Annotated in this window: 15 protein-coding genes; 2 read left to right on the forward strand and 13 right to left on the reverse strand. The window is 53.9% G+C overall.

The features are described 5' to 3' along the window. The first annotated feature begins 73 nt into the window (after positions 1 to 73). Together C173_RS13955 and C173_RS13960 are read left to right on the forward strand one after the other, a co-directional pair. Positions 74 to 1,438, forward strand: coding sequence for a helix-turn-helix domain-containing protein (locus C173_RS13955; protein WP_036725736.1), 1,365 nt, complete (start codon positions 74 to 76; stop codon positions 1,436 to 1,438). A gap of 140 nt (positions 1,439 to 1,578) precedes the next feature. Then, on the forward strand, positions 1,579 to 1,893 hold the full coding sequence (locus tag C173_RS13960) for a hypothetical protein (RefSeq protein WP_155991457.1): 315 nt from the start codon (positions 1,579 to 1,581) through the stop codon (positions 1,891 to 1,893). A 139-nt stretch (positions 1,894 to 2,032) separates the two neighbouring features. Here the strand turns inward: C173_RS13960 and C173_RS13965 are convergent, their stop codons facing one another. From C173_RS13965 to iolD, 13 genes are all read right to left on the reverse strand, one after another. Then, positions 2,033 to 3,280, reverse strand: a complete 1,248-nt coding sequence (locus tag C173_RS13965) for an MFS transporter (protein ID WP_235191890.1) — start codon at positions 3,278 to 3,280, stop codon at positions 2,033 to 2,035. Positions 3,281 to 3,321: 41 nt separating this feature from the next. Beyond that, positions 3,322 to 5,277, reverse strand: a complete 1,956-nt coding sequence (locus tag C173_RS13970) for a B12-binding domain-containing radical SAM protein (protein ID WP_036725741.1) — start codon at positions 5,275 to 5,277, stop codon at positions 3,322 to 3,324. Between the two features lie 28 nt (positions 5,278 to 5,305). Continuing rightward, positions 5,306 to 6,676, reverse strand: coding sequence for a radical SAM/SPASM domain-containing protein (locus C173_RS13975; protein WP_036725742.1), 1,371 nt, complete (start codon positions 6,674 to 6,676; stop codon positions 5,306 to 5,308). Between the two features lie 77 nt (positions 6,677 to 6,753). Continuing rightward, positions 6,754 to 6,888, reverse strand: a complete 135-nt coding sequence (locus C173_RS35350) for a hypothetical protein (RefSeq protein WP_268748449.1) — start codon at positions 6,886 to 6,888, stop codon at positions 6,754 to 6,756. 69 nt (positions 6,889 to 6,957) lie between these two features. Next, a complete protein-coding gene (locus C173_RS13980; RefSeq protein WP_036725743.1) occupies positions 6,958 to 8,340 on the reverse strand; it encodes a radical SAM/SPASM domain-containing protein in 1,383 nt (460 codons plus the stop codon). A gap of 509 nt (positions 8,341 to 8,849) precedes the next feature. Beyond that, positions 8,850 to 10,628: a hypothetical protein gene (locus C173_RS13985; protein WP_036725745.1), complete on the reverse strand. Its 1,779-nt coding sequence runs from the start codon at positions 10,626 to 10,628 to the stop codon at positions 8,850 to 8,852. A gap of 69 nt (positions 10,629 to 10,697) precedes the next feature. Then, positions 10,698 to 11,600, reverse strand: coding sequence for a sugar phosphate isomerase/epimerase family protein (locus C173_RS13990; protein ID WP_051478053.1), 903 nt, complete (start codon positions 11,598 to 11,600; stop codon positions 10,698 to 10,700). A 78-nt stretch (positions 11,601 to 11,678) separates the two neighbouring features. Continuing rightward, positions 11,679 to 12,551 (reverse strand): carbohydrate ABC transporter permease, encoded by an 873-nt coding sequence (locus C173_RS13995; RefSeq protein ID WP_036725750.1) that lies wholly within the window; start codon positions 12,549 to 12,551, stop codon positions 11,679 to 11,681. Positions 12,552 to 12,576: 25 nt separating this feature from the next. Next, positions 12,577 to 13,416 (reverse strand): ABC transporter permease, encoded by an 840-nt coding sequence (locus tag C173_RS14000; RefSeq protein WP_235191891.1) that lies wholly within the window; start codon positions 13,414 to 13,416, stop codon positions 12,577 to 12,579. Positions 13,417 to 13,553: 137 nt separating this feature from the next. Beyond that, positions 13,554 to 15,167 carry an extracellular solute-binding protein gene (locus tag C173_RS14005; protein WP_036725756.1) on the reverse strand — a complete coding sequence of 538 codons (1,614 nt, stop codon included), beginning with the start codon at positions 15,165 to 15,167 and terminating at the stop codon, positions 13,554 to 13,556. Positions 15,168 to 15,578: 411 nt separating this feature from the next. After that, positions 15,579 to 17,846, reverse strand: coding sequence for a helix-turn-helix domain-containing protein (locus C173_RS14010; protein ID WP_036725758.1), 2,268 nt, complete (start codon positions 17,844 to 17,846; stop codon positions 15,579 to 15,581). A gap of 748 nt (positions 17,847 to 18,594) precedes the next feature. Beyond that, a complete protein-coding gene (iolE, locus tag C173_RS14015) occupies positions 18,595 to 19,491 on the reverse strand; it encodes a myo-inosose-2 dehydratase (RefSeq protein WP_036725856.1) in 897 nt (298 codons plus the stop codon). A gap of 94 nt (positions 19,492 to 19,585) precedes the next feature. Continuing rightward, positions 19,586 to 21,532: a 3D-(3,5/4)-trihydroxycyclohexane-1,2-dione acylhydrolase (decyclizing) gene (gene iolD / locus C173_RS14020; RefSeq protein ID WP_036725759.1), complete on the reverse strand. Its 1,947-nt coding sequence runs from the start codon at positions 21,530 to 21,532 to the stop codon at positions 19,586 to 19,588. Between the last annotated feature and the right edge of the window lie 6 nt (positions 21,533 to 21,538).

A 21,538-nucleotide genomic window follows, 5' to 3' on the forward strand; every position in this document is an offset into this window, starting at 1 on the left:
TGACTGTTCCGGCCAATTATGGTACTTTCATTCGATTTTTGGTATTCTAAGTAGACAAAAGAGGGGGCGGCCTATGGCGAAGGGAATCGGGAATGACGAAGGTATACAGTACATCTGCAAGCTAATCTACGAAGCTTACCGGGTCCCGGTCTTGTGGGTTGATGAAGCGGCTGCGCCCCGTCTAGCCCTGGGACCGGCTGCACTAAACCGCCCTTCCGTTCAGGGAACAGGCGGCCTGCCGGTTGAGGTGATGGAGCTAGTGCGGGGGCACGGAGGAGCGGCAGCGGGCAGGACGCTCAATGTGGAGACGGACAAGACGTATAGTACGGTTAGTAGCAGGACTGCAGTTGAAGGCGGGACGCTCAACGCGGTCACGGGTAGAACTGCTGCTGCGGCCGCACCCGCGTTACCGCGTCTGTACGCGACTGGCTTTCTGGAGAATTTCATTATTCTCCAGCTTCCCGGCGCTGACGGTGCCATCGTCACCGGCCCGGCGCTGAACGCACCTGTTACCGGTGATAATGCAGCCAGCCTGCTGCGCGACCACAACATCCCGCCCGGGCAGCAGGCAAGCTGGCTAGAGTATTACGGCAACCTGCCTATAATTAGCCGGAAGCGCTGGTATCATGCGGCGCTGCTGCTCTACACGCTTGTCACCGGGCAGGCATTGTCCGTAACGGAGCTGCTGCTGGCGGCGGGTCCGCTGGCGGAACCGCTGCATCCGGCGGACGACAGCCCGGATCTGGACTTGTCCTACCGCCGCGAGCATACATGGCTGCACCATGACCCGATGCAGGAACGCGAAATGTTCCGCTATATTACCAATGGGGACAAGGCGGGGCTGCTGCGGACCCATGCTTCTTTTGCCGAGGAGAGCTTCGGAAGGTTGTCCCGCAAAAGCCAGCTGCGCAGCAAAAAAAATCTGGCTGTCTCCTCCATCACGCTGGCCACCCGCGCGGCGATTGAAGGCGGACTGTTCTGGGAGGCTGCCTATACCCTGAGTGACTTCCATATCCAGTATATTGAGGAGCTCCGTGATATTCCGGCGGTGGATCGTGCTATGCTAGCCGCACTCTGTGACTTTGCCGATCAGGTGGAGGGCAGCCGCAGCGCAAGACATTCCCGCATCTCCGACCGGTGCCGGAATTATATTTACAATCATCTGTATGAGGAGCTTCCACTCGGCAGGCTGGCTGAATACGCCGGAATGAGTGCCAGTTACCTGTCCCAGCTGTTCAAAAAAGAAACTGGAACCGCCATCAGCGACTACATCCAGCAGCAGCGGGTCGAAGAAGCCAAGCGTCTGATCCAGCTGCCCGGGATCACGCTGTCGGATATCGCTACCCGTCTGCATTTTAACGACCAGAGCTATTTTACCAAGGTATTCAAGAAGTATACCGGCCTCACCCCGGGACAATTCAAGCAGCATTTCAAGTAGTTTCCAGAATTATGGTATGATTCAGCTATGAGGGCAATCCTACATTTAGTTAAAGGAGAGGTTCTGCATGATGGGAAGCTTAATATTCGCAGGAGCAGTTATCTTCGTTGCGGTGAAGTTGATTAATCGCAGTAATCGTAATGCGCGGTACAAAAATTACGGCAATAGAACCCGCTCTCACTCTGGAGATCATTATTTTATCACAGGTACCGGAGCCGATGCGGGCAGCTACAACGAAAACAGCCCACACAAAATCCATCCGGGCACGGACGGGCACAGCGGCCCCAGCCATCATCATGGTCATCACCACGGGAATCATACCCATGATCATTATCACGGCAGCCACGGAGGCTGGGATAGCGGAGGTCACAGCAGCCATGGAGGAGGCGATTTCGGAGGCGGTGGCGATTCTGGTGGCGGTGATTCTGGTGGCGGTGGGGGAGACTGACGGATAGAATCATGGAGCCTCTCAGACTGCCGGGAAGCGGCAGCTTGGGAGGCTTCTGTGGTGAAATAGATTACGGGGAACGCTTGCTGCGTCTGAATGGGCTACTCTTTAACGCTCATCCCGCCGGTGCATCCCGGGTTAGGCTGTTACTGGGACGGGCTGATGAACTCCTGCTGTTCGGCACGGACTCTCCGGGCCGGGGAGAGTACAGACTGAAGGCTAAGGGCCAGCAGAAACGCCATGAAGAACAGTATAGTAGAGATGCCGAAGATCAATCTGGCGCCAGTGTACACATACAACCATCCGAAAAATAGATAAGACAGCATATTGGTTGCCAGCGGACCGCCTTCAAACACGGAACCGACGCGTCCGAGCAGGTTCTCAGGAACATAGGTCATTAACAGAGTCGACAGCGTAATGCTCAGCAGGGATATGCCAATCCCGATAATGACACGGCTGAGCAGCATGGACCAAGAGCCGAAGGAGAGCGTTAGCAGCAACAGCCCCAGAGTCATGACCGCTGCTCCCCAAATGTTGATTCGCACATAATTTTTGAATTTTGTCCCAAGCAGGTTCAGACCGAGCGCCCCCGCGAACATACCGATGCCCCCGGCGGTGCTTGCCCAGGCTAAGTAATTCTGGTCTAAATGCAGCTCTTTCACTACGAAATATATATTTAACAGATTAATCGCCCCTGTGCACGCCCCCATTACCGCCAACATGATAAATAAGCGTTTGGTGAGCGCAGAAGCGAAGATATACCGGAAGCCTTCCAGGACATCCACCCAAAAGGAGGTTGCCGGACCGGAATCGGAGGGTGCTGCCAGGGGGGCCGGGCTCACCTTAAGACTCAGAATGAACAGGCTGCCTGCGATGAAACAAAAGCCGTCCACAATTAAAGAAGTTGACGCCCCCCACCATTGGTAGACAAAGGCTCCGATTGCAGGCCCGGCAAGACTGATCAGCGTATCTACCGTCTTTACAGAGGAACTGGCGGTACCGTAATCCTCGTTGTCCACGGCTGTGACCGTTAATTTACTGATGGCAGGCTGAAAAAATTGCTGAACCGTACAGGTGAAGGCCAGCATGACCAGCAAAAGCGGAACCTGCTCCATCCAGATCAATCCGGCCAGTACAAAAGACATCGCGGCCCGGATCACCAGCGTCGCCTGCAGCACCTTCTTTGGTTTCCTGCGGTCAACCCATGTTCCGGCAAGAGGAGCCATGATAAAGACCGGGAGCATCTGGGCAAACAAAAGAGCCGTCCGGTAAAAGACAGCTTGATCCGCTTCTGCAAATACCCAGAACAGGATGGCCCAGTTCCTGATCTCATCTCCTACAGAAGATAAGGTCTGCGTGCACCATAACCGTCGGAACACTCCGTTCTTCAGCATACTCCACAAGGAAAGGCCCCCTCTCTTTCGGTATTGTCACCCTAAGAAGTCAGCAATTCATGCGTATGGAAATGGTCGTACACCCGGCTGATCCATTCCTGCCGATCCTGTTCGCTGGCAGCAAAAGGATTCTCTAACGCCAGGTTGTGTACAACCGTCCTGAAGTCGCTCCCGTCCTCCATCTGTTGAATAATAGCAATGCTTAAAGGGTCCATGCTCATCACCCGGACGTAGCGCCTGCGCCCTTCAAGAGCCGGTGCGCTCTCCAGCACCAGCAGAATCCAATCTTCATGCCCTTCCGCAAGCTCAAGCTCTGCAGGAAGGGGACTGTGCAGCTTCAGCGCAGGGATGGAATAGTGCGGTTGCATCACTTTGACAGGCTTCATAGCAGTTGTGTCCTGCGGAGCTGTATCCTGCTGCATCAGTTCCATCACCGCACGCTCATAAGACAGGAAGTCCTTAAGGACCCGCCCGGTTTCCGGCACAAGACCCTGCACCAGCTCATCAAGAATGAGGGCCAGCTCCGCTTCCGGCGGTGTTGCCTCATGCATATCCAGCCTGGCAGAGACATAATCGATTGTACGGGTGTATGGAACAGCCGCCAGATGATTGAGATAATACAAGGTGCGGAAGAACGAACGGGCCAGCGGGTAGTAGAGCTTTCTGATCCTGTGCAGAGTGTGTGTATCCACAGACCGCAAGGAGTAATAGTTGCTGAAAATTTGCGGGTAGCTGGCAATCCAGTTCTTTTCAATGCCGGATAGCTGGAAATCACTGTTCATATCGTTCGTGCTCCAGAACTGCTCGTCCAGCACCAGGCTGCCCTTCGCTGCGTCAAACAATTGGGTTCCGGGAAAAAGGGACAGTTGATGCAGCTGCACATCCGCTATTCCTATGGAGAGCAGCCGGACAATCATATCCAGCGTCTGATTAAGGTCTTCGGTTGTCTCTTCGGGAAATCCGGTAATAAATGAAGCCGTACATGACAGACCCAGCCGATGAAGCTCGCGGAGCAGCTCATAAGCCTGGTTCAGATCGAGCTTTTTGCCAATGACCTGCTGGATGGGCTGGCTGCCGCTCTCAATCCCGAAGAAGACGCCATTACATCCAGCCTGCATCATCACCTCAAACAGTTCTATATTGACGTGGTCCGTCCGGGAGGAGCAGCTCCAGGTGAAGGGCTCGCTGCAATCCAGCAGCTCCTGGCAGAATTGTCTGACAAACTTCTGATTAACCGTGAAATTATCATGCGTTAAGCTGAAATGGGTGATTCCCCAACGATCCCTGACGTATCTCATCTCGGCGATGATCCGTGCAGGACTTTTAGTTCTGTATTTTCGTGAAAAGAAAGTCGAGGTGCTGCAAAAGCTGCAATTAAAGGGACAGCCGCGTCCCGCCTCAACCGGAAAAAACCGGCTCTCCGGAGTGGTAAAATAAGCTTCAATATCCTCGATTAGATGAAAGGCAGGGAAGGGCGTATCATCGAGATTCCTCAGAATCGGCCGCGGCGGATTGGTGCGGATTGTCCCCTCTTCACGGAAGCAGATTCCTTCTACCTCTGAGAGCGGATGGCCCGACTCCAGGACCGCAATCAGCTCCGGCAGCGTCAGCTCGCCTTCTCCGGCAACGATATAGTCTATCGCTGGGAAATGGGTTAAGGTTTCAGCCGCTACGAAGCTCGCATGGGGTCCGCCAAGAATAATGATTCTGTCCGGGTCCAGCCGTTTGCATTCCTCCGCAATTCTCAGTGCGATCGAATAATTGCCGCACATCGCCGTGAATCCGAGAACTCTGGAGGGCTTGCCGATGATTAATCGGGCAATACCGGCAAGGGCTGCTGTATCGAAATGGCTGGTGCCTGAATAGAGTAATGCCAGATCAGTGAGACATACCCCGTACCCCGCTTCAAGAAGTGCAGCGCCTAGCACAAGCAGGTTGAGCGGAGGATCAACGGTATCCACAGCTGCATTATAGGGCGGACATATCAATTGAATCATTTCCCAGTCACCTCACGTAGGAGAAGATTTAACTTAAGGCGGTGAACGAAGCATTCAGCAGCTCCAGATGGCTGTCAAGGTCACGCTTCACATTTCCGCAGTAGGCGCCTAAGATCGAACCGGTGGTTCGGTCGGCTTGAACCGGACAATTCCCGGAGCATAGAAAAGCGATATTGCATCCTTTACACTCCGGCTGATTCAAGACATGACGTTCCTTCCAGAGCGCCAGCTTCTGGTCATCCAGCTTAAGCTGAGGGTAATACGTTCCAAGACTCCATTTGGGATTACCTATAATACTGGTGCAAGGGTAGACCTGGTGGTCCGGCGAGAAGGTGAATGTTTTTCCTCCGGCCGCCTCACAAAAATAATAGTTAGGGAAATAGTTATCTTTAGCGAGGCCTGTTCCCAGCACGTGCTCGAACGGCAGGGAGAGTCTGGTTAGATCACTGTTTAATACGACATTCAGCCTTTTTAGTTTATCGTTTGGCACATGCACTTTGATGAATTCCGTGAGCTGATAGCTGGGCAGCAGGCCCGGGGCGGAATTCCCTGCATAATTCTCAACGGGAGACAGTGAAACCGAGAAGTTAGGGTAAGCATTCCATTGCCGTTCCTGGAAGAAATCCAGGAGTTCATTCAGATGCTCTATATTCTCACCATCCAGATTGACACGAATAGCGATGTCGAAATTATGCTCCAGGAAGGAGTCAATCTGAGCGGTTATTTTCATAAAGGTTCCCTCATTGGCCCGGGTGATCCGCCGCCGGTCATGAACCGCCTGGGGGCCGTCTATGGTTAACTGGATTCTGAGCATGTCCTTGTAAGGCTCTAGCAATTCCTGATAGTGTGACAGGAACACCCCATTGGATATGACCGTTCCTGTAATTCCCCTAGCTTTGGCCTGCTCAAGAATAAGTCCGACGATAGAATGGTTCAGGGGCAGGAGCGGTTCCCCGCCAAAAATAACAAAATGATGCCGGGCAGACTGTTGCTGCTGCATGATTTGATCCATGGCCAGGAAGGCAGCCTGCACCTGATCTTCAGTCATCTGTTCATGGCTGGAGCGGATCTCTTGGGGCTCAAAGCAGTAGACACATTTCAAATTACAGGTCATGGAAGGACAGAACACAAAGGAAATGTCACCCGATCCATGCTGATCCAGGTATTCTTTGTACCGGCGGATCAGGGCTTGCTCCTCTTCACGCTCCCTGTACAGATAACCTCTGCCGGCCAGAAACTGTTCTTCATCAGCGGTGAGAGTATAGGCAACAGGCTGTTGTTTCTGGAGGAACTGGCTGATATGCTCTTCCACAATATCCATTGCGCCTGACAGGGAATTGAAGATAAGATGACGGCCGTTTCTTAAGCGATACGTAAGAATATATTCTGAAATATACAATATCTATCCCCCCTGGTATGAACAGCGGGAAGGCATAAGGATGCGCTTCCCGCTATTTCCCAAATATAAGGATGCTGTTAGATGGCTTTTTTGGTAGGATTGTTGATTTGAATGGATGCTTTCTGGCAACATGCCATTGGAACCGTAATTTCTTCAAGGTCTTTGGCTGTGAGATTCGTCCAGAGATCCTTGTTCTTCGTCAGTGATTTCATGTACATTACCTCCTCTCCTCTAAGAATATTTATGGCAAGGTAAATACCTTGACATCAGGGTAATGGTGTTCACTGGCAATAGCTTTCGAGCAGACGGTCCCGGTGAAGATCGAGATAGGTCTTCAGATATTGCCTTGTATCGCTGCAGTTCGATTCGAAATCCCGTAATTCCCCGTCTCTGCTTCCTTTCAGTACGCAGCCGCCACCACAGAGAGGCGCAAGATTACAGTGTCTGCATTTGTCATTCACCACGATATCCCGGTGCCATCTCTGCCACTTCTCTTCATCCAAATGCAGCCCTTGAAGGTAGCTTCCAATCGAATAATCCGGGAATCCGACGGTTTCAACACACGGATACAGCCGCCCGTCTGCACCAAATACGAGATTATGACGCTTTGAAGCACTGCAGCCGGACAGATCGAAGTAATAGTGGTCATCGTCTGTGTCAAACATAGCTTTGCGGAGTATCCGCAGCTTCTTCTCCATGAAATACCCCAGGCTGACCTTATACCTGCGCCGGGTGGCTTCCCAATCCGGGAAGAGTAAATGAAGCTGCTTCAGAAGATCAGATTCAGGCTGGAAGCCGGCAACCTTCCCCGTATTGAAATTATCATTGATCGGGGCAATCTGGCAGGAGAAATCAGGTGAGCTTGTCCACTGAAGCCGCTCGAACCCGGCGAACATCTCCGGCAAATGCCGGACATTCTCCCGGCCTGTGTTGATTCGGACGGTTACGGGTATATGGTGCTCCAGGAGAAAAGTAATGTTTGAGCAGATAAGATCATAGCTGCCGCTGTTGTTCCTGTATTTACGCAGCTGGTCGTGGATCTCCTTCGGGCCGTCCAGTGTGATTTGCATATGGCGGAAATGCGCCGAGTGCTTCTGCAGAAAAGGGAAATACGCACCGAGTTCGGTACCGTTCGTAATGGAGAGAATAGGCCAACTCCGCTCAATAGCCTGCTGTAAAATATACTCCACCTGAGATTGATTACGGGCCAGGAAGGGCTCGCCCCCGAAAAGCTCGAACTGGACGGCCGCCTCAGGCTTCAGATGCACCATCTGATCCATCGCCTGAAATATCTCATTAATCTGTGCAAGGTCAAGCGTCGGCGAGTCCTGGTGAATGTCCGATTGGAAGCAATAAGGGCAGGCGAGGTTACATTTGTAGGTGGGGCAGATTGTGAATTGTAAGGCCGGATGAGAGCGGTAGTAGGTTTCAAGTGATTCACGGACATATTGTTCTTCCTTCATATCCGTGAGATACCCTCTGCTCTTAAGCAGGGTACGAGTTTCCGGATCCAGATCGTTTAATGCAGATGCATCAGAGCTTCTATTAAAAAGAACACGGGCTACCTTAGGCTCAACCAAGTCTACAGCGCCGGTTAATGTATTCATGATCAGCAGAACATCATCGCTTAATCTGTGTTTGTAGTTATACTTAGACAATCTCATACGCCCTCATCCTCCTCAGGACTGATAGAGTTGCATTTACTAACTTGTAAATAATGTAAAACTTTTCCTGATGGACAACTATGATAAAAGTCATAAAATAGGAAATAATCTATTAAATGATAAAAAAACAGGGAAATAGAAATTTTCAATTACTCTTGCAATAAGTAGATAGAAGCGGTTAACCACTCCAGTCCGCACCTGCCGCCAACTTTTCCGAAATCAGGTGCACTAATGCACCTCATTGTGCCAACCGTATCCTCACGCCAAAGACACCAGCCTCCGAAGAGAGGCCACTGAAAAAGTCTCTTTTTTAAAAACGTCAAAAAAAACGAGCCGCTAGAATCGCTTCTAAGGCTCGTTTCGCATTTCGGGGATCATATTTGACCCCCTAAAATGTTGGTATTTTCGCGGAATAGGTAGTTTTTCAGTGGCCTCTCCGAAGATGCTGGTGTCTTTGCGCATGTCCAAGCGAACATGCCATCGCCCACACGCTACTACTTCTGCCAACTCTACTGCGCAGGAGACAGTGTAAGCGTAAATGTCTTATCGAACGGGGTCACCAGGTTAACCTGCACGGTTTTGTAGCTCTTCGGCGGGCCGGGTTCCGGGGATGTTCTGCCGAGATGGGCCATTTCGCCGCCCGTCAGGTCGATCCACTCTCCGCCAGAAGTATACCGAATCTGCCCGCCGCTCCACAGGAAGTTATCCTCATCCACTGACTGCAGTTCTCCCAGGGTGAAGTTGTTCTGATCCGCTGGCGGAAGCTCACCTGAAGCGAAGTTACCTTCCCAGCCGAATTTGAAGGACAACTGAGCCAGGACCTGGGCTGGTTCCGCGCAGTGCAGCCGGATACTCCAGCCCGTTTCTGTACGGTGTACCTCAGTCGCCACAGACAACGTCTGTTCATGGGTCAGCGGACGGCTCTGATGCGGCAAAAGATACCACGGACTGACAGCCGTACCCGCTTCCGGCGGGAGAAGCGCACTCTCCACCGGACCGTAGTAGCCCTTCTTCTGCACGCCCTTCAGCAGGTAGCCCTCCGGCAGCCGGGTCATCTCCTGCATCGGCACGAATCCGGGGTAGAAGCTGGTATTCAGCTGCACGGCCAGCAGCCTTACAGCACCGTGACGCATCGCGAAGAACGAAGGCGTCTCCGTGATCAGCGTCACGCTGGTCGCCCCGTCTCTGAGCCGGGCCACAGGCGCCCCGAAGTCGGTATGCAGCCGGCTGTGGTAGATCCGTCCCTGGTGACCCGCCGACTCCATTCTTTGCAGATAGCGCTCCCGCAGGAAATCACCGTTCAGGATTTGCTCATACTGCACAGGCAGCTCTGCTGTAGCCTCCGGCGGCTGCTGCAGCTCCGGCTCCAGCAGCATACGTACCAGGGCGTTCACCGAGCAGACGCCCGGATTGGACAAGGAGCGTCCGGCCCATTCCGCCATACCGGCCAGCACGGCATCCTTGTCCGAACGGGCAAGGATCGCATACGGCAGATAATAAGGAGACAGATCATGGAGCACCCCCAGATCCTGCCGCCCGGAATAATCGGTCACGACTTCGCCGGACGGGTGAACAAGGTAGACCATCATGTGCAGGTTCCGGCGCACCGGTTCCAGTAGCTCCGGCTTATCCAGCAGCCGGGCGGCATGAATCAGCATAATATCACTTACGGCGCTGTAGATGCCGTTGCTCCGCTCGGTCCATTCCCCTTCCGGCGTGATGTCCATTCCTTCTGCCAGCCATTCATCCGCCCGCTGCCGGGCCTCTTCTCTGCCGAACAGCTCATAGAGAAACCCTAGCGCCGCGCACATCACCCAGCGGTGATTCGGAGTATGGACCCCGCCCGTAAGCATTACGGGGAGGGACTGCTCCAGGAACAGGAGCATGTTGTCCAGCACCGGCTGAAGCGGCGGCCACTCCTGCTTCGCCAACAGCTGATATAACTGCGCGTAGCCGACCACAACGAAGGCCGTATCCGGCGGCGAATGATAATTCGTCCAGCCCGGGGAGATGGAGCCGTCCTGATGCTGGAAGCGCAGCACGAACTCCGTCGCCAGCTTCAGCCGTTCCAGCAGCTCCTCATCCCGGTAATACTTCGAATCCGGGTTCACCAGCGCCGCACCCCAGTAACACATATCCGTTGGGGTACCAGTGGTGTGATTCACCCAGGCAATCCCCGTATGGGGATCAAGGGTTCCCCCATAATACAGGTTGCTCTGATCCAGCACCTGCCGGGGAATTCCCTGTTCTACTGCTCTGTCATTACTCTCTACCAATTGCTTATACATTAGGTTCCTCCTTGCGGGAAGCTCTCTGGCTAATTTCTCTGATTCCTCTGGTGCCCATCCGCCTGCGGCCTATCCTCTGCGCGCCAGCTTGGCTGTAAGTAGACGGTGGCTCTCATGCATCTCTTCCGGGCGGCAGGCCGCCTTCAGTTCATACACCTTGACCTGTGCCCGTTCAATCATCGGCAGATAAGCATCGTAGAAATCCGGATCTCCGCTGTTCACATAAGGGCACCAGTGGTCGGCAAGGCCGATCGTCTCATGAATATGGACACCGACGATATCATCCATCAGCCCTTCCATTTCCCCTATACTGTCATACAGGCCCAGACGGTCCATCAGAATAGCGTGACCCGTATCGTACCAGATGCCGACAGGCGCTCCCTTTAAGGCATGGATGATCGTCTTCGCTTCCGCCAGTGTCGGAATCTGCTGCGGCTTGGAGCGGGTCTCGATGCCGAAGCGGATATTCAGCCCCTTGGACACCGCGCGGTTACACACCTCGTCCAGACTCTCGATAATGGTCTGCACATAGCCTGTACTATACGCTTCACGCCGCTCCATCAGCTCCGCCCATTTGCTGCGGTAAGCTGCCGAATCCCTGCCCTGCCCCTCGTAGATCTGCTCCAGCTCCCCGGAGATATCATACGGGAACGGTACCTCGCCCGGATGCACTACCACGGCTTCGCCGCCGTAACGCTGAGCGTACTCTGCCGAGCGGACCAGCAGGTCTATTGCCCGCTTCCGTTTCTCCTTGTCCTCGAAGCCCAGCAGGACCGAATCCGTGCCGTAGTCAGGGTCCGGGACATGGGGGAACGTATTATGAACGCTCGATATACCGATCTCCCCGCGTTCAATCATCGGCTCGATGGTAACCAGCATTTCCTCCGTCACATTATAATTCAGCTCCACCCTGCGGAACCCCAGCTCCCGGATCTCATTAAGTAATCCATCACCTGTAGAATGACGTCTCATATTCCAGCAGGTGGAGAAGGAGAATTCTCCCTTATCCTCCACGACCGTCTCTCCTCTCGCAACTCTAAGTGATATCAATCAGCCCTTCACAGCTCCCAGCATAACACCACTGACGAAATATTTCTGCAGCCAAGGATAGACGACCAGAATCGGCACCGTGGCGAAGACGACAGTGGCGGCCTTGAGGCTCTCCGGCGGCAGCTTGGTGCGGGCCGCCCCCTCCAGGTTCGTCAGCTCAGTGATCATATTGTTCTGAACCATCTGGAAGAGCTTCAGCTGAAGCGGATACAGATCGGGATTATTGATATACATCAGGGAATCCTGGAATCCGTTCCAGCGTCCTACCGCATAGAAGAGCGCAAGTGTAGCCATAACCGGCATAGATAACGGCAGAACGATTTTGAGCAGGGTGCGGATATGCGAGCTGCCGTCAATCTCGGCCGATTCTTCCAGACTCGGCGGAATGCTGCGGAAGAAGGAGATCAGGATAATCAGGTTGAACGGGCTGACCAGACCGGGCAGAATCAGCGACCAGACAGAATCGATCATATGCAGATCACGGATCAGCAGGTACTCAGGAATAATACCGCCGCTGAAGAACATGGTGATGATGATCAGGTACATGAACATCGTACGGCCCTTCAGCTTGCTTTTGGTCAGCGGGTAAGCAGCTGCAACGGTGAACAGCATACATAATACCGTAGTCGCAACCGTCAAAATAATGGTGAAGATCAGCGAGCGGATCATCGCATTGTCGGTGAAGACCTGCACATACGCCTTCCAGTTCAGCTCAATCGGGAAAATCGTAACTTCCCCGGAAGTAATAGCCCGCGTGGAGCTGAGGGACACCGCAATAACGTGTATAAACGGAGCCAGGCAGAACAGCACGAACAGTGCAATAAAGGTAACGTTAACGATATCGAATATCCGGTTAGAGGTACGTTCACTCATCGTACTCCGCCTCCTTTCTGTATAATCATAGAATGCCGTCGCCGGTCACTTTTTTCGATATATAATTGGAACCAAGGATGAACACCAGTCCAACCACCGCCTGGAACAATCCAACTACAGTTGCCAGCGTATACTGGCCCGATTCCAGACCAATCCGGTAGACGAAGGTACTAAGCACATCGGAGTATTCGCGCACTGCCGTATTCCCGATGATGTAAGGACGATCGAAGCCGATGCTGACCATTTTCCCCAGGTTGAGAATGAGCAGGGTAATAATGGTTGGCTTGATACTGGGCAGCGTAATGTAGAAGATCTTCTTCATCCGGGTAGCCCCATCCACTTCAGCAGCCTCGAACAGCTCGCGGTTGACACCGGTAAGCGCCGCCAGATACAGGATGGTCCCCCAGCCGGCACTTTGCCAGACACCCGTGAACAGGTAGGTAATCAGCCATGGATTTTTTTCGGTCAAAAAAGGAATAGGGTTCAGCCCCATGCTCTCCAGTACACCGTTCACCATACCGGATTGGTTGCCGAACAATTGATAGACGATACCCCCGATAATCACCCAGGAAATGAAATGGGGAATGTAGAGGAGGGTCTGTGATATTTTTTTGAACCATACCGACTTCACTTCATACAGCATAATAGCCAGAATAATCGGGGCCGGGAAAGACACTATCAAATCGAGAAAATTCAGCATAAACGTATTGCGCAGACTGCTGTAAAACTCCTTCATGCCAAAAACTTCGCGGAACGCATCGAAGCCGATCCACTCACTGCCGTTGATGCCTTGGAACAGGTTGAAATCCTTAAAGGCAATCTGCACCCCGTACATCGGGCCGTAGCGGAAAATCAGGAAATACATAATGGGCAGTGAAAGCAGCGCGTATAGTTGCCAGTACCTTCTGATGTAAGACGCTTTGCTCAAGTTCCTCTCCTCCTATGGAGAAAAAACCGGGCAGAGCAGCATGCCAGCTCCCCCCGGTTTTCACTTTTTTTAGTTTATTTGGCTGAAATCTCTGTAAGCGCCTGCTCCAGCTCCGCTTTCAGCTTGTCTCCGCCCAGAGACATGTAGTCCTTCATTTCCTGTTCGAAAATAGTATCGAATTGATCCGGCTTCGCCATCGCAGTCTTCACGATGATCACGTTAAGCTTATCGCTGAGCGTAGTGCCGTATTTCGATTCCGATTCAATCGGCTTACCGAAGACGATAGGACCCACAGTATCTGTGTTGGCAATATCAATAGACTGCTTCAGCGCCTCCTGGTTGTTGGCAGGGAAGCCCAGAATCCAGGCTTTCTCATTGGTAGCCTGATCGCCGAGGTTCTTACCGTTGGAGATAATTGCGGTGTCCCCGGAAGTGAACAGACGGTCTTGGAATTCCTGGGAAACATCAGCCTTAACGACCGGGATGCCGTCCACCATATCATAGTTCTCGCCTTCAACACCGTTGTAAATGTCAATCAGGTTGTTGCCAGTCGCCATCCAATCGAGATATTTCACCGCTTCCACCGCACGCTTGCTGCTCTTAGGGATCATGATGTACATACCGTTCGAGGCATAGCGGGATTTGATATATTTATTGTCCACCTTGGCATTGGTGAGGATATCCGCCGGCAGCACCTTGCTGCCCGGCACATTCTTGTAGAGATTATCAAGAGTGCCATCGGCATAAAACATACTATCCACATCCTCCGACCAGAAGCCGACGTTGCCGTTCTGAATATCCTTGGATACCTGGGCTTTGTCTTCATCCAGACTGAAGTCCTTGCTGACCAGCCCTTCATTGTAGAGCTTGTTGAGGAACTGTGCCGCATCCTTGAAGCCCTCATGCAGCGGCAGCTCGTAGCGCTGGCTGTAAGTAAGGTCGCCGCTGATCGGCTTGATGAAGGAGTAGATCAGGGTCTCCAGCTGAGCCGAGCCGAGGGACATGCCCATCGGAATGGTTTTGCTGCCAAGACCGCCCGGGTCCTTCTCTTTAAACGCTTTCAAAGTAGTGTATAGCTCATCGGTGTTCTTCGGTACCGGCAGCCCCAGCTTATCCAGCCAGTCCTGGCGGATGTATGAAGCGTAACGGCCTGTAATCGCCCGTTTACCAGGGATGGCGAACTGCTTGCCGTCGAGCTGGCCGAAGGCCATCGTCTCGTCACCAATGAATTTCTTCAGCGTCTGGCCGTGCTCCTCTAATAAGGAACCTACGTCGGTCAACCCGCCCTGCTGGGCGTAACGGTAGAAGACACTGGAATCATAAGTGAAGACAATATCCGGCACATCCGTATTACTGGCCATCAATACGTTCAACTTGGTCACTTCTTCCGAACGCTGCACCGGGACAAATTCTACATTGATATTATTAGGATCACCGAAATTTTTCTGAATCATCTGGGACACGAAGTTGTTGGTAATGGTGTATTGCTTCGGCGTTTTACCGCGGTCGAAGATCTCCACCTTCAAGGTTACGCGTTCCGCGCTCTTCCCCGGTGCGTCTGTACCTCCGGCTGCCGAATTCGATTTACCGTCTGAGGAACAGCCTGCAAGCAGAGTAGCTCCCATTACTGCGGTCAAGCCGATGCCGATTGCCTTCTTCAGAACTCTTTGGTTTACGTTCACTGTCATTGTTCCATCTCCCTCGCCTTAGCAGGCTATAATGGTGACTTCATGATACCCCCGAGCTTGATGATGCCCGTATGTCTTATTCGTTCATCCCGTTCATGTAGGCCGGCCTCAGTGTTTCAAGGCTGCTTGCTGCTGCGGGATGACCACAGTATTCCATAACATTCGGAGGTCTGACAATAAACCTGTTTCGGATGCGATAAAGCGCCTGAATTCGGACATCCGGTTTATCAGACCAACGATTTTCGTACAATAAACCGCTTTCATATCAGCAAAAACACAGGCCGCATCGCTATTCGCCCCCCTTGTTCAGCGGTTGGCGTAAGAGAAATGCGGCCTGGACCTTACACGAATGCGGCAGATGAATCCCATGCTTCACCATCAAACGGAATTCCTTCATTTCCCCAGCTTACGCTAGTCCTGCGGCTCCAATCTGGAGGCTGCTTCGCGGCGTCTGGAGGAGCGGTAATCGCCCGGCGTGATGCCGGCAATCCGCTTGAAGACTCTTCCGAATGAAATGGCATTCCCATACCCTACTTGAAGTGCGATATCCTGGAGGGAACAATCCGTATCTATCAGCAGCTGCTCGGCTTGCTTCATCCGCAGCTCAGTTAGGAAATCCACGAACTTCATTTTGAATTCGGTCTTGAACAGATAGCTGGCATATTTGCCGGAGACCTGGAACCGGTCACTCAGATGCTTCAGCGAGAGATCGGGATTCGTGAAATTCTCTTCGATATAATCCTTCATCTCATTGACCATGGCCCGGTAGCTCTTCGTTTCGCTGGCAGAGACATAGGTGCGGAATAAGTCGGTGACATATTCGAATAGAACCGTCTTCACTTCATGGAGCGCCTCGGCCTCCTCCAGCTGCTTCAGCCGGACCTCAGCATTCTCTGCCGACAGCTCGTCCTGCAGCTGTTCAGACATCACCGCCACTTCCCGGCTCAGCATCTGCAGCATAGCCTGGATCAGGGAACGGATATCCTCGTCCTTCAGGAAATCCTGTTCAAACGACTCGAAGATCCGTTCCAGCTGCTCCCGCCACTGGCCGCTCGACATGCGGAAATACTTCACGAATTCAGCAATCATCTGCAGATATTTATACGTCTCAAGCAGCGGCTGGCGCGCTTCGCCGCTGCCTGCCAAGACGATATCCTCATGAATCAGCAGCTTGTGCTGCATCACATATTCGGCTGCCGCATAAGACTCCCGGATCATCCCCGGCCCGGCGGCAGCGGAGCCGATACCGAAGCTGAGCGAGATCCGCAGATTCTGCTCAACCCAGGAGCGGCAATCCTCCGCGAAGACCCGGAGCTTGGCCTCCATCTCCTGATCGCTGCCAGTCGCCAGGAACAGAATCGCTGCGCGTTCGGTGCCCACCCATTCTGCCCATCCCTGCAGCTCCGCATTCCGTGCCAATTCCTGAAATACATTCATCAGGGCAAACTTCAGCGTATTCTGATCCCCCCGGGTATACCTGTCCTCGAATACCTGCTCATAGCGGTTGATCTCCCCAAGCACAACGATGAAGCGCGAGGAAGCATTCGCACCAGTAAGCGGAGACAGCTCCTCCAGCCGCCGGGTCACCTGCTCCAGCCGCTCGCTATGCAGCAGATCGGTGAACAGCTTGCTGCGCTGCAGCAGCAGGTTCTCCCTGGTTTTGGTATCATAATCTGTCATGTGGTTAATCAGATTCTCCAGCACGCCGTCAATCAGCATCATCTCGTCCGGCCTGTCGGTAGACTGATCCATCGTGCGGATCTGATGGCCTTCAATCCGGTTCATAATCACCTGGATCGGCTTATAATTGCGCCGGGTTACATAGATCAGATACAATACCGCACAGAGCACGGTCCCCACCGCAATCGCTACCCAGAGATAAGAGATCACAGAGACCCAACTGAACAGATTCCCCGCCTTGATTCCGCTCTCGAACGTCCAGCCGGTTCTCTCCAGCTTAAGTGTGTTCAGCAGCTTGCCGTCAGCCGCACCTTCCGTATCGGAATGGGCCTGGTACACGGTGTTGCCATTGCCGTCCAGAATAGTCATGAACGAGAGCTGCTGGTTAACCATGCTGTCTATGAGCTGCTCCAGGGCACTCACTTTGATGTTAATGACTAGTATTCCCCCGGAGCCGAAGGGAAGCGGCATTGCTTTATTGGTTGTCAGCACACGAATTTCTGTACGCTGGGACAGACCCGAATGATAATCCCTGACCGGTTGCCAGCCTTCCGGTACTGCCGGAGTCGAAGTCATGGCCCTGATCCAGTCCTCATCGGCGAATCCCTCCAGCTCCTTCAGTCCCGTATCGGTTAGAACGCTTCCACGCACCCGGTCATACAAATACACCGACTGGATATATGAGGATTCCTGTATCAGATTTCGCAGACTCTGGGCAACCGCATAGATCGTCGCCTGGTCCGGCTGGCTCTGCGTATTGAAATAACGTTTGTAGACCTCGCTCCGCTCTACCGCATCCAGCACCGACAGCTCGGCTTCCTTGATCGTCCGGTCCACACTATCCCTGAGATAGCTGGCGGAGATGCGGTCTGCCTTCTTCGTCTCCGTCCGGGAGATATCATTAATAAACACAAATGAGGCAAAGATCAGAATCGTCACCGTCAGCAAAAATATAGGGAAATAAGACAGCAGCAACCGGCGATACCAGGAACGGGACATTCGACAACCTCCTCCACAACCATCAGAATACCCGGCCGCATCCGGCCGCTTCATATACATATCGTCCAAGGCTGCTCTGGGGCGGCTATGGACTTCAGATCTATTTCATCTGCGGCAACCGGCCATACTGACCGCCGTTCGAATTCCTGCCATTATAGCACATGCGCTTCCCCTCCAGCTAACCAGATAAAGTCAACTCCCCTCGGGCCTTTTCCCGCCATTCTCCTGTGCTGGTGCAGGTTGTAACTGCCTCCACAAACAGTCAGTAATTAGCGCTTCAACCGCTTCGGCGGGTGCCACTGTAACTGCGCACGCACTACCTTAACAATCACAGCGGCCAACGCTGCTGTAACTGCTTCACAACCACCTTGGCATACCTCGGTAACCAACTCCGGCACTGTCTTCAACCCACTCGTCCACCACCCCTGCAACCGACTCCGGCCACAACAGATGGATAAACTTATTTATTCAATTTATTACATTTATGCCCAAGCAAGTGGAAAAACAGCATTTAATAGTATCGATAATGGCACTTTGAATGAAATGTGATTAAATTAAGTGCTGTTTTTCCAACTGCTGTTGTACCAGGATTCATTCTTCCGGCAGCAAGTGGAGTAATTCCAACTAACTCCGCCCGTAGCTTCCACCTGATCTATGGATTTCATGAAAAAACGGAGCGCGCACAGCCGCAGCTGTGCACCCCCGCATATTCCTGCCCTTCAGACATACAGGCTGCCACCCGGATGTCCTACAAACCGCTATGCTCCCGGATATACCGCCGCGCCTTGATCGCATATTCCAGCGGATCGGCCAGCGCCGGGTCCTGCTCCGCTTCAACAACGAACCATCCCGTATAGGGGGAGGCAGCCAGTTCGGCAAAAATCTCTCCGAACGCGATACAGCCATCGCCCGGTACGGTGAAGGCTCCCGCTTTTACCGCCTGAAGGAAGCTTAGGTTCTCTGCCTTCACCCGCTTGACTACCTCCGGACGGATGTCCTTCAGATGCACATGCTTAATCCGCGGCAGATGCTCACGCAGCACCTCCAGAGGATTCTCGCCGGAGAAGGCCAGATGTCCCGTATCGTATAGCAGCGATACTTCATTAGGATCTGTAAGCTCCATCAGCCGGGCAATCTCCGCTGCAGTCTGCACCCCGGTGCCCATGTGATGGTGATAGACCAGCGTCATGCCCTTCTCAGCCGCCAGCCGTCCCAGCCCGCTAAGACCTGCCGCAAGCGCAGCCCAATCCGCTTCGGTAAATACCGGCTTGTCAGCGAACAGCGGCGTATCCATCTGCCCCTGAATACTCCGGCCCTGCTCGGATACTACAATGACCTTGGCACCCATCTCATGCAGGAAATCCCGGTGCGCACGGAAGGCTTCCGCTGTCTCCTCATACGGACGCACCGTCAGGAAGGCGCTGAACCAGGCACTGGCGATACTCAGACCGCGCAGTTCCAGTGCCTTGTGCAAAAGCTCCGGGGAACGCGGATACTTGTTGCCCACCTCGCTGCCCTCATATCCGGCAAGCGCCATCTCGCTGATGCATTGCTCGAACGTATTGCCGCCACCCAGCTCAGGCATATCATCATTCGTCCAGGCAATCGGAGCGATCGCCAGCCGGACGGCATTGTCTCTGAACATGCTCATGTTCTACCCCTTCCACAATCCCAAGTATGGCAGAATCCTTGATCCACTGTGCGCCGTCTGCCTTGGTTCGCGCACATGCAGCGCCCGCTTAGTAGCTCCGGGCTTTCTTGAGTCCGCTGTGCTTCCGGTCATAAGCCTCCTGTACCGCTTCCTTGCCGGACACTTCCGCAACCCCGACATTCCACCAAGCCCCATAGCCGTGGGTCATCGTCTTCGGCAGCACTTTGATGTCGATCAGCGTGGAGCGTTCCGATTGGCGGGCCGCCGCCAGGGCCGTGTGAAGCTCCTGGGCTGTAGACGCGCGGAAGGTCTGCACCCCATAACCGGCCGCACTTGCCGCATAGTCGATCCGCATCAGCTCACCACTGAGCTGGCCGTCCGTACCCCGGTGGCGGAATTCTGTGGCCATGCTGTCCATTCCCTGCTCCATCTGCAGATTATTAATACAGCCGAAGCCTGCATTATCCAGCAGAAGGACGTTGATCTTCCGGTTCTCCTGCAGGCTGGTTACCAGCTCGGAATGCAGCATCTGGTAGCTGCCGTCCCCGACCAGCGCGTACACTTCACGCCCCGGCTCAGCCAGCTTGATGCCCAGCGCCCCGGCAATCTCATAGCCCATACACGAGAATCCGTATTCCATATGATAGGTATCCGGCACCTCCGAGTTCCACATCCGCTGCATATCTCCAGGCAGACTGCCCGCCGCTCCAATGACAATCGCATCCTGCGGAATAGCTTCATTAATGATCCCCAGCACCTGCGTCTGGGTCAGCGAAGTGCCTAGCACCTCTGCATATTCCGGGAGCTTCTCATCGAGATGACCGGCTACCTCCGGGGTGAACGCACCTGTGTTGCCGGTGTTCACCGGATACTCCACACCAGCCAGGCGTTCCCTCTCCGCAGCCCACGATTTCTTCGCCTGGGTGATCTCGTCCGTATACGCTGAGCGGTATCCCCGCTCTTCCAGAGCTGCGGCTAAGGCGTTCAAGCCTTCGGCAGCATCGCAGACCACCGCAAGCGCATCCAGCTTGGCCGCATGATATGGCGAGGCGTTCAGCGTCAGGAATTCCACCTCAGGATGACTGAACAGACTCTTCGAGGCGGTGGTGAAGTCCGTAAACCGGGTGCCTACGCCGATCACCAGATCGGCCTCCGGGGCCAGCGCATTTGCACAGCCGTTGCCGGTGACGCCGATGCCGCCGAGGTTGTACTCGAAGCTGCTGGCTACGGCGCTTTTGCCGGCCTGGGTCTCTCCGAACGGAATGGCGAATTTCTCGGCAAAAGCGCGCAGCGCCGCTCCGGCATCCCCATACCGGACACCCCCGCCGCAGACCAGCAGCGGCCGCTGCTTGCTGGCGATCAGCTCAGCCGCAGCCGCGATCTCCTGTGGATGAGGCAACCGGGCGATGACCCGGTGAATCCGCTTGCGGAAGAAATCAGCCGGATACTCCCAGGCTTCGCCCTGCACATCCTGCGGCAGCGCAATCGTAACCGCCCCAGTATCTCCCGGATCCGTCAGCACCCGCATCGCGTTCAGCATTGCCGACATCAGCTGCTCCGGCCGGGTGACACGGTCCCAGTATTTGCTGACCGCCTTGAAGGCGTCATTGACCGTGATCGACAAGTTATACGTATGCTCCATCTGCTGGAGCACTGGGTCAGGCTGGCGGGTAGCGAAGGTATCTCCCGGCAGCAGCAACACAGGAATCTGATTCGCCGTTGCTGTTGCAGCAGCCGTCAGCATATTGGCAGCCCCCGGCCCTACTGAAGCCGTACAGGCCATAATCTTCCGTCTGCGGCTCTGCTTGGCGAACGCGGTTGCCGCGTGAACCATCCCTTGCTCATTGCGTCCCTGGTAGGCGGTCAGTTCACCCGGCGCTTCCTGCAAGGCCTGCCCCAATCCAAGTACATTACCATGCCCGAACACGGTGAATACCCCGTGCACGAAGCGTTCCGGCCCGCCGCCGTAATCCACATACTGCTGATTCAGAAATTTAACCAGCGCCTGCGCTGTCGTTAATCGGATACGTTCCACTTCATG

The organism is Paenibacillus sp. FSL R7-277, from assembly GCF_000517965.1.
GTDB classification, from domain to species: Bacteria; Bacillota; Bacilli; order Paenibacillales; family Paenibacillaceae; genus Paenibacillus_AQ; species Paenibacillus_AQ silagei.